The organism is Acidovorax delafieldii 2AN, assembly GCF_000175235.1.
Classification (GTDB): Bacteria; Pseudomonadota; Gammaproteobacteria; order Burkholderiales; family Burkholderiaceae_C; genus Acidovorax; species Acidovorax delafieldii_B.
In genome coordinates, this window is record NZ_ACQT01000155.1 from 1 (window position 1) to 8930 (window position 8930).

Here is an 8930-nt window from a genome sequence, read left to right on the forward strand (position 1 = left end):
GGCGCCAGGCGCCGGTGAGGGCAGGCAGGCAGGCCACGGCGCGCACGGCATTGCCGCCGCCATGTACGCGCTGCATGCCGTAGTTCAGGCGAATGGCGGCCGGCTGGGTGGTGCCGTAATCGCGCGCCAGTTGGCGGATCTGCTCTGCCGGCACGCCGCACACCTCGGCGGCGCGTTCGGGCGGCCATTGCAGGGCGCGTTCGCGCAGCGACTCCCAGCCGAGCGTGTGCCGGGCGATGTAGTCGTGGTCGAGCCAGTCGTGCGCGATCAGCTCGTGCATCAGCGCCAGCGCCAGCGCTGCATCGGTGCCGGGGCGCAGCGCGATGTGTTCGTGGCACTTGTCGGCCGTTTCGCTGCGGCGCGGGTCGATGCACACCAGCCTGGCGCCGCTGCGCTTGGCCTGCTGCGCATAGCGCCAGAAGTGCAGGTTGCTGCCGATGGAGTTGCTGCCCCAGATCAGGATGAGCCGGGCCTCGGCAAAGAACTCCACCTTCATGCCCACCTTGCTGCCCAGGGTGTGGATGAGGGCCTCGGCCCCCGCAGAGGCGCAGATGGTGCGGTCGAGCTGCGATGCGCCCAGCTGGTGGAAAAAGCGCCGGTCCATGCTCTCGCCCTGCACCAGGCCCATGGTGCCGGCGTAGCTGTAGGGCAGGATGGCCTGGGGTGCGCGGGCCGCGATGTCTGCCAGGCGCGCCGCGATGTCGGTGAGCGCCTCATCCCATGACACCGGCGTGAATTGCCCGCTGCCCTTGGGGCCGCTGCGCTTGAGCGGTGTGAGGACGCGCTCGGGGTGGTAGGTGCGCTCGGTGTATTTCGACACCTTGGCGCACAGCACCCCATCGGTGTGGGGATGCGCGGGGTTGCCCTGCACGCGCGTGGCCCGGCCATTCTCCACCGTGGTGAGCAGGGCGCAGGTGTCGGGGCAGTCGTGCGGGCAGGCTCCGCGCACCTGTTGCGGTGCAGAGGTGGCGGGAAGGGCGGCGGCAGGGGTGCTCATGGGCGCTGGATCGTTAAACTGGCACGAGGTTGGCATGGGCGTGCATATGTGCGCCATGCCGGCAAGGACGCCTGGGCCGTTTACCGCGGCCTCGGGTGGGAGCCCATGTTTTACAAGAACAGAGATTTCACCATGAACCATATTGGATTGGGGCGTCGGCAGTTTTCGGTGGCCTTGGGGGCTGCGGTGGTGGGGGCTCTGCCCACGGCCCGCGCACAGAGCGAATCGCGCATCGTGCTGGGGCAATCGGCCGCGTTCAGTGGTCCGGCCGCTCAGCTGGGCATCCAGTTCCACCAGGGAGCCAAGCTGTTCTTCGACCAGCTCAACGCCCAGGGCGGCATCGGGCGGCGCATGGTCGAGATCCGCACGCTGGACGATGGCTACGAACCCGACCGCTGCGCCGAGAACACGCGCAAGTTCATCGACGAGGATGTGTTCGCGCTGTTCGGTTACATCGGCACCCCCACCAGTCTGGCGGCGCTGCCGCTGCTGACCCAGGCCAAGGTGCCGTTCTTTGCGCCCTTCACCGGCGCCGAGGCGCTGCGCCAGCCGTTCAACCGGCTGGTCTTCCATGTGCGGGCTTCGTACTTTGACGAAACGGCACTCATCGTGCGCCAGCTCACCAACCTGGGCGTGAAGAAGATCGCCGTTTTTCACCAGAACGACGCCTACGGCAAGGCGGGGCTGGACGGCGTGGCCCGCGCGCTGGCCGAACAGAAGCTCTCGCCCGTGGCCACGGCCACCGTCGAGCGCAACTCCGTCGATGTGAAAGCCGCCGTCGACAAGCTCGTGGCCGCCCGGCCCGACGCGGTGGTACAGATCTCGGCCTACGCCGCCGCTGCGGCTTTCGTGCGCGCGGCGCGCAAGGCGGGCTTTGGCGGAACGTTCTACAACGTCTCTTTCGTGGGCACGCAGGCCCTGGCCGACGAGCTGGGCAAGGATGGCGCCGGCGTCGTGGTGTCGCAGGTCGTGCCCTCGCCCTACCAGCCTTCGCGCCCGATCACGCGCGAGTTCCTGGAAGCCATCAAGAAGGGGGGCGACAAGGTGCAGGCCAACTACTCCAGCATGGAGGGCTATCTGGCCGCGCGCGTCTTTGCCGAGGGGCTGCGCCAGGCGCAAGCGGGCGGCAAGGTCTCGCGTGATGGCTTGATCGCCGGGCTGGAATCCATCGGGACCCAGGTGATCTCGGGCTTCCCGGTGTCATTCAGCGCCACCAGCCACGCCGCCTCGAAATTCGTGGAGATGTCCATGCTGACGGGGGATGGGCGCGTGCGCACCTGAGGGCCTGGAGGAGGGGCGCGACCCCGGCCTCCGTCCATCGGGCACCTGCGCGTGGGCCGGGGCCTTTCCGTGCCCGGCCATGGTGCGGGTGTCGGACCTGCCATCGGGTGCTTTGCAACTCTCCCACATCCTTGAGTTCGCACGCCGCACCCTGAACCCTGCCCACGGGCCTCATTCCTGCAGTGCCGGCCGGCGCCACCGGCATCCCCGCCGTGGGGCCCTGGGCGTTGGCGCTGCTGTCTTTCCTGGTGGGCCTGCCGGGCTTGCGCGGAAGGTACTTTGGCACTGCGGCCGCCGCAAGGCATGCCCGCTGAGAGCATTGCACGGGTGGGGCAATGGCCGGCACGAGCGCTTTGGCCGCTGCTCACGCCATGGCCGCAGGGCCTGTCACACCGCGGGGGCGCGACGCAGCCGTGGTCCCATCTCCGTTATCACCGCGTTCCGGCAACAGTCCGTTGCTCCTGCGCTGCAAGGGCCGGCAGTCCCGGCATTGCGTTTAGCCCAGCGAGCGGCTGCGCGCCAGCCCCGCCATGAAGGCCTCGCAGCGTGCGAGCTGCTCCAGGCTCACGTACTCGTCGGGCTGGTGGGCCTGCTGGATGCTGCCCGGGCCGCACACCACCGTGGGGATGCCTGCGTTCTTGAACAGCCCGGCCTCGGTGCCGAAGGCCACCAGGGTGGTCTGGGGTTCGCCGCTCAGGCGCAGCGCCAGGCGGGTGACCTCATCGTCCTTGCTGCCCAGAAAGCTCGGGATCTCGCAGATGGTTTCGAAGCGGAAGCCGGCCTGGGGCGCCACGCGATGCATGGCGGGTTCGAGCGCGCGGGCGTAGGCCACCACCTCGGCCTGCATCTGCGCGGCGTTTGCCGTGGGCAGATCGCGAAATTCGTAGCGGAACTCGGCATCGCGCGGCACCACGTTGTCGGCAATGCCGCCATGAAACTGGCCCACGCTGGCCGTGGAGAAAGGTACGTCAAACCCCTCGAAGCGGGGTTCGTCGCGCTCGAACCCTTCGGCCATGTCGCGCACCCGGCCCACCACCCGGGCCGCCATTTCGATGGCATTGACAGAGTGTGGTGTGAGCGACGAATGTGCCTCTTTGCCCCGCACGCAGCACTTGTAGCGGTACACGCCCTTGTGGGCGATGGCGGGCACCATGCTGGTGGGTTCGCCCACGATGCAGGCCAGCGGCCGCACGCCCGCATCGCGCAGATCGGCAATCAGCTCCTTCACGCCGAAGCAGCCGATCTCTTCCTCATAGCTGAACGCGAGATGAATGGCGAAAGGGGCATCACTGTGCAGGAACTGCCCGGCCTGAGACAAGGCCACGCCGATGAAGGCCTTCATGTCGGCGCTGCCACGGCCATAGAGCCGGCCATCGCGCACCACCGCCCCCAGCGGGTCGGTGGTCCATTCCTGGCCATCCCAGGGAACGGTGTCGGTGTGGCCCGACAGAATCACCCCGGCGGGCTTGCCCTCGCCCAGCGTGGCAAACAGGTTGGCCTTGGTCTTGTCGGCATTGAAGGTGAGCCGGCTTGCCACCCCCAGGCTGGCCAGGTGGTCGCGGATGAAGTGGATCAGCTCCAGGTTGGAGTGATGGCTGACGGTGTTCATGCGCACCAGGGTCTGCGCAAGTTCGAGGGCGTGGGGTGAAATCATGGCGAGGGGGCGCAATGGTGCGGGTTGGCAGGCATCGGAATACCGGGCTAGACTGTCCGATCGTAAGGATGCACATCATGAACGTTATCGATTCCATCGTCACCCAGGCCGCCAGTATTGCTGCGGTGCGCCGGGACATTCACGCCCACCCCGAGCTGTGTTTCGAGGAAGTGCGCACGGCCGACGTGGTGGCGCAAAAACTCACCGAATGGGGCATTCCCATCCACCGCGGCCTGGGCAAGACCGGCGTGGTGGGCATCGTGAGGGGGCGTGATGGCGGCGCCAGCGGCCGGGCCATCGGCCTGCGCGCCGACATGGATGCGCTGCCCATGCAGGAATTCAACACCTTCGCACATGCCAGCCAGCACCCGGGCAAGATGCACGCCTGCGGCCATGACGGCCACACGGCCATGCTGCTGGCGGCGGCGCAGCACTTTGCCAAGCACCGCAACTTCGACGGCACCGTGTACCTCATTTTCCAGCCGGCCGAAGAAGGCGGCGGCGGCGCGCGCGTGATGATCGAAGACGGCCTGTTCGAGCAGTTCCCCATGCAGGCAGTGTTCGGCATGCACAACTGGCCGGGCATGCCCGTGGGTACGCTCGCTGTGAGCCCCGGGCCGGTGATGGCCTCCAGCAACGAGTTCAAGATCACCATCCGCGGCAAGGGCGGCCACGCCGCGCTACCGCACACCGGCATTGATCCGGTGCCGATTGCCTGCCAGATGGTGCAGGCCTTCCAGACCATCATCAGCCGCAACAAGAAGCCCGTCGATGCGGGCGTGATCTCGGTCACCATGATCCACGCGGGCGAGGCCAGCAACGTGGTGCCCGACAGCTGCGAGCTGCAGGGCACGGTGCGCACCTTCACCATCGAGGTGCTGGACCTGATCGAAAAGCGCATGAAGCAGGTGGCCGAGCACACCTGCGCCGCGCACGAGGCCACCTGCGAATTCGAGTTCGTGCGCAACTACCCGCCCACGGTGAATTCGGCGGCCGAGGCCGAGTTTGCGCGCAAGGTGATGGCCGGCATCGTGGGCGAGGCCCATGTGCTGGTGCAGGAGCCCACCATGGGGGCCGAAGACTTCGCCTTCATGCTGCAGGCCAAGCCCGGTGCCTATTGCTTCATTGCCAACGGCGAAGGCGCGCACCGCGAAATGGGCCATGGCGGTGGCCCCTGCACGCTGCACAACCCCAGCTACGACTTCAACGACGACCTGATCCCGCTGGGGGCCACTTACTGGGTGCGGCTGGCCGAGGAATGGCTGTCCGCCCCCGCCGCGTGACGGGCGCTTTGGGGGGGCATGAAAGGGCCGCGGCGGGTGCGCACCTGCCCGGCACGCACCGCTCGCCGAAGGCGCCGAGGGGTGCTGCCTTCCGGGCGGGTAGGCCGGCACCCGCGCTTGCACCGCGCACCTTTCCCGCCATGTCGTCACAGGAAGCCCCATGATCGGAATCGCCCAGGCATTCGCTCCCACCTATGCGCAGGCGCGCACCCGCTTTCTCGAGGCCGCGGCTGCGGCGGGACTGCCCATTGCATCGCACCCCCATCCGCTCCTGGGGCGTGACGGCGAGGATCTCGCCATGGATGTGGTGCGCGACGGCCCGGCCGATGCCGACAAGCTGCTCATCGTGAGCAGCGGCTGCCACGGCGTGGAAGGCCATTGCGGCAGCGGGGTGCAGGTGTTTGCGCTGCACGACGAGGAGTGGCGCAACCGGGCGCGTGCGCAGGGTGTGGCCGTGCTCTACATCCATGCACTCAACCCCTACGGGTTCTCGCACATCCGCCGCACAACGCACGAGAACGTAGATCTCAACCGCAATTTCCACGACTTCCGCCAGCCCCTTCCCGTCAACGCTGCCTACCGTGAACTTGCACCGCTGCTGCTGCCCGACGTGTGGCCACCACAGGCAGACAACGTGCGGGCAGTGCAGGCCTTCATTGACGCGCGCGGCGAGGCGGCCTGGCAGGCCGCCATCACGCGCGGCCAGCACGAGTTTGCCGACGGTCTTTTCTTTGGTGGCACGGCGCCGACCTGGAGCAACCGCACGCTGCGGGCCGTGCTGCGCCAGCACGGCAGCCGGGCATCGCGGGTGGCCTGGATCGACCTGCACACGGGCCTGGGCCCCAGCGGCCTGGGCGAGCGCATTTACTGCGGGCCCGACGATGCCGCTTCTGTGCAGCGCGCGCGCCACTGGTGGGCGGGCGGCGGCGCCACGCCGGTCACGTCGATGTACGACGGCTCCTCTACCTCGGCCTTCCTCACGGGGCTGATGTGGACCGCCCTGCGCGACGAATGCCCCGGCGCCGAATACACCGGCATTGCGATGGAGTACGGCACGGTGCCCGTGATGGACGTGCTGCAGGCCCTGCGGGCCGAGCACTGGCTCCACCTCCATCCCGAGGCGCCCGCCGCCCAGGCTGCGCAGATCAAGGCGCAGATGCTGGCTGCGTTCTACACCGATACCGATGCCTGGAAGGGGCAGATCGTGAGCCAGGCGCGGCAGTCGATGTTTCAGGCGGTGGATGGGTTGGCGCAATAGATTTCTGCTGAAAAATGCTCGTGGCGCTTTCTGGGTAAACGCTAGTAGCTATTGAATAAATAGCGAATCGATCATGGCGTGCTGCGTGTTTCGCCCAAAGCCAGGCGCGGTGTCCTGCGGGGTGGGCTGTTGTTCACAGGCCGAGTTCGGTCAGCCCCGGATGGTCATCCGGGCGACGCCCCAGCGGCCAGAAGAACAGCCGGTCGGCCGCCTGGATGGGCCGATCGTTGATGCTGGCATGGCGCACTGTCATCAGGCCAGCGTCGTTGAACTCCCAGTTTTCGTTGCCGTAGCTGCGGTACCAATGGCCTGCGTCGTCGTGCCACTCGTAGGCAAACCGCACGGCGATCCGGTGGCTGCCGAACGCCCAGATCTCCTTGATGAGCCGGTAGTCCAGTTCGCGCGCCCATTTGCGCTCCAGAAGCTGCTGCGCGGCCGCGCTTCCCACAGGGAACTCGGCGCGGTTGCGCCAGCGGGTGTCTTCGCTGTAAGCCAGCGCCACACGGGCCGGGTCGCGCGAATTCCAGCCGTCTTCGGCCAGGCGCACTTTCTGGGTGGCGGTTTGCAGGGTGAACGGTGGCAGGGGCGGGCGGGATTCCATGGGAGTACCTCTGAGTGGAGCGGTTGAAAGTGGGTGTAGACAAATCTGTCTACATGGGGATCATAGAAGAATGTAGACAGACTTGTCTACAATGCGTAGATGACCTCCGCACCACAGCCCCCGGACTGGAAAGACCTGCCTGCCCGCGACCGCCTGCTGCAGACTGCGCACACCTTGTTCTACCGCGACGGCATTCGTGCCACGGGCATCGACCGCGTGATTGCCGAATCCGGCGTGACCAAGGTCACCTTCTACCGGCACTTCCCCAGCAAGAACGACCTGGTCTGCGCCTACCTGGAGTACCGGCACACCCACTGGACGGACTGGTTTGCCGCGGCCCTGTCGCGCCATGGCGGCGCGAGCGGTGATCCCGCCCGCCGCCTTGCCGCGCTGACGGCCACGCTGTCCGAGTGGCTGGGCCGTGACGACTACCGGGGTTGTGCCTTCATCAACGGTGTGGGCGAGCTCGCCGACACCGTGCCCGAGGTGGTGGAAATCGCGCGCCGGCACAAGCGCGATGTGACAGACCTGCTGGCTACCTTGCTGCCGCCCACCCCCGAGCGCCAGCGGGATGCACAGGCGCTGACACTGGTGGTGGACGGCGCGATCGTGCGGGCGCAGATGGGTGAGTCCGTGGAGGATGTGCTGAGCAGCGTGGTGCGGCTGCTGCGGGGCATGGCTGCTTTCCAGGGGGCTTGAGCGAACGGAGCTGCTGCCGGTGAAAGAGGCCCGCGCCCCGCTGCCCGTCCGGTGAGCGTGCAGCGCATCCGTGCGCTGTCACGCGCCCACCTTTCTCCTGCGCTCGCCGAAGAGCCCCGCTTTCTGTCGGCGGTGCGCTGCCTGGCGTCCGCCTTGCCCCAGGTGTAGCGTGCATTGGCGCGGACGTTGTGGTTCCGCGTGCGAGGGGCCCTGCGGATCACGGCCGGCGCCCGCCGGGGGTGTGGCGGAGAGGCTTGCCTGCGCGCCATTCGGGCGGTGTCGGTCGGACGAGCCCGTAAGATACAGCGCCGCAATTCTTTGCCGACACCGTTCTTTCATTCCTATTTCTAGACCAGGAGCCAACGAAATGTCCGACCTCAACGCCACCTTCGAGGCCGCTGTGGCCAATTCCAAGAACCTCAGCGAGCGCCCCGACAACGCCACGCTGCTGAAGATCTACGCGCTGTACAAGCAGGCCACGGCGGGTGACAACACCGAAAAGAAGCCCAGCTTCTCGGACATGGTGGCCCGCGCCAAGTGGGACGCGTGGGACAAGCTCAAGGGCACGGGCGCCGATGCCGCCAAGCAGCAGTACATCGACCTGATCGCCTCGCTGAGCTGAAGGTCGCGCGGCCTTCTCTCCCTTCAAAAGCGGCCCCGGGGCCGCTTTTTTCATGGGTGCGGCACGCAGGCGTCAGTCGCGCCAGATCACGCTGTCGCCCGGATCGGCGCGCCGCGTGCGGAACTGGTTGGCTGGGTGGTGCGGGTCGGGCAGGCCGAACGAGATGCCGCAGACGATGGTGCGGTCGGGCGCAATGCCCAGCACGTCGCGCAGCACACGGGGGTAGGCGGCCAGCGCGGCCTGCGCCACGGCCCCCACGCCCAGGCTGTGGGCGGCCAGCAGGAAGTTGCCCACGTAGGCGCCGCAGTCCACCGCGCCATACACGCCCAGGGCTTCGTCGCTGGTGATGATGGCCACATGGGGTGCGCCGAACATGGTGAAGTTCTGGGCCGCCTGCCGGGCGGACGCCTCGCGGTCGCCCTTGGCAATGCCCAGGGCCTCGTACAGGCCCCAGCCGCATTCGCGACGCCGTTCCTGGTAAATGCCCCGGTATTCGCGCGGCCAGGGCAGGTCGGGTGCGGGTGGCTCGCTGGCC

Annotated in this window: 10 protein-coding genes; 6 read left to right on the forward strand and 4 right to left on the reverse strand. The window is 67.6% G+C overall.

From position 1 onward, the window contains the following. Positions 1-997: molybdopterin-dependent oxidoreductase (locus tag ACDELDRAFT_RS15835; RefSeq protein WP_005798593.1), on the reverse strand; the 997-nt coding region annotated here is incomplete at its 3' end. Positions 998-1129: 132 nt separating this feature from the next. Here ACDELDRAFT_RS15835 and ACDELDRAFT_RS15840 point away from each other — a divergent pair. Together ACDELDRAFT_RS15840 and ACDELDRAFT_RS26235 are read left to right on the forward strand one after the other, a co-directional pair. Next, positions 1130-2278, forward strand: coding sequence for an ABC transporter substrate-binding protein (locus ACDELDRAFT_RS15840; RefSeq protein WP_040329514.1), 1149 nt, complete (start codon positions 1130-1132; stop codon positions 2276-2278). 182 nt (positions 2279-2460) lie between these two features. Further along, entirely contained in the window at positions 2461-2592 is a 132-nt protein-coding gene (locus ACDELDRAFT_RS26235; protein ID WP_157764943.1) for an IPTL-CTERM sorting domain-containing protein, read from the forward strand. Between the two features lie 182 nt (positions 2593-2774). On the opposite strand, the gene argE is transcribed toward ACDELDRAFT_RS26235, so the two are convergent. Further along, positions 2775-3932 carry an acetylornithine deacetylase gene (gene argE, locus ACDELDRAFT_RS15845; RefSeq protein ID WP_005798597.1) on the reverse strand — a complete coding sequence of 386 codons (1158 nt, stop codon included), beginning with the start codon at positions 3930-3932 and terminating at the stop codon, positions 2775-2777. A 77-nt stretch (positions 3933-4009) separates the two neighbouring features. Between argE and ACDELDRAFT_RS15850 the strand changes: the two genes are divergently transcribed. Both ACDELDRAFT_RS15850 and ACDELDRAFT_RS15855 read left to right on the forward strand, forming a co-directional pair. Beyond that, a complete protein-coding gene (locus ACDELDRAFT_RS15850; RefSeq protein ID WP_005798599.1) occupies positions 4010-5215 on the forward strand; it encodes a M20 aminoacylase family protein in 1206 nt (401 codons plus the stop codon). Positions 5216-5375: 160 nt separating this feature from the next. Further along, positions 5376-6473, forward strand: coding sequence for a M14 family metallopeptidase (locus ACDELDRAFT_RS15855; RefSeq protein WP_005798601.1), 1098 nt, complete (start codon positions 5376-5378; stop codon positions 6471-6473). A 133-nt stretch (positions 6474-6606) separates the two neighbouring features. On the opposite strand, the gene ACDELDRAFT_RS15860 is transcribed toward ACDELDRAFT_RS15855, so the two are convergent. Then, complete coding sequence (locus ACDELDRAFT_RS15860) at positions 6607-7074, reverse strand: nuclear transport factor 2 family protein (RefSeq protein WP_005798603.1); 468 nt, start codon at positions 7072-7074, stop codon at positions 6607-6609. A 99-nt stretch (positions 7075-7173) separates the two neighbouring features. Between ACDELDRAFT_RS15860 and ACDELDRAFT_RS15865 the strand changes: the two genes are divergently transcribed. After that, positions 7174-7773: a TetR/AcrR family transcriptional regulator gene (locus tag ACDELDRAFT_RS15865; protein WP_005798604.1), complete on the forward strand. Its 600-nt coding sequence runs from the start codon at positions 7174-7176 to the stop codon at positions 7771-7773. Positions 7774-8140: 367 nt separating this feature from the next. Next, the gene (locus ACDELDRAFT_RS15870; RefSeq protein ID WP_005798606.1) at positions 8141-8395 is read left to right on the forward strand and encodes an acyl-CoA-binding protein; all 255 of its coding nucleotides are present in this window, start codon (positions 8141-8143) and stop codon (positions 8393-8395) included. A gap of 72 nt (positions 8396-8467) precedes the next feature. On the opposite strand, the gene ACDELDRAFT_RS15875 is transcribed toward ACDELDRAFT_RS15870, so the two are convergent. Next, a partial coding sequence (locus ACDELDRAFT_RS15875; RefSeq protein WP_005798608.1) for a nitroreductase family protein occupies positions 8468-8930 on the reverse strand: 463 nt, incomplete at its 5' end.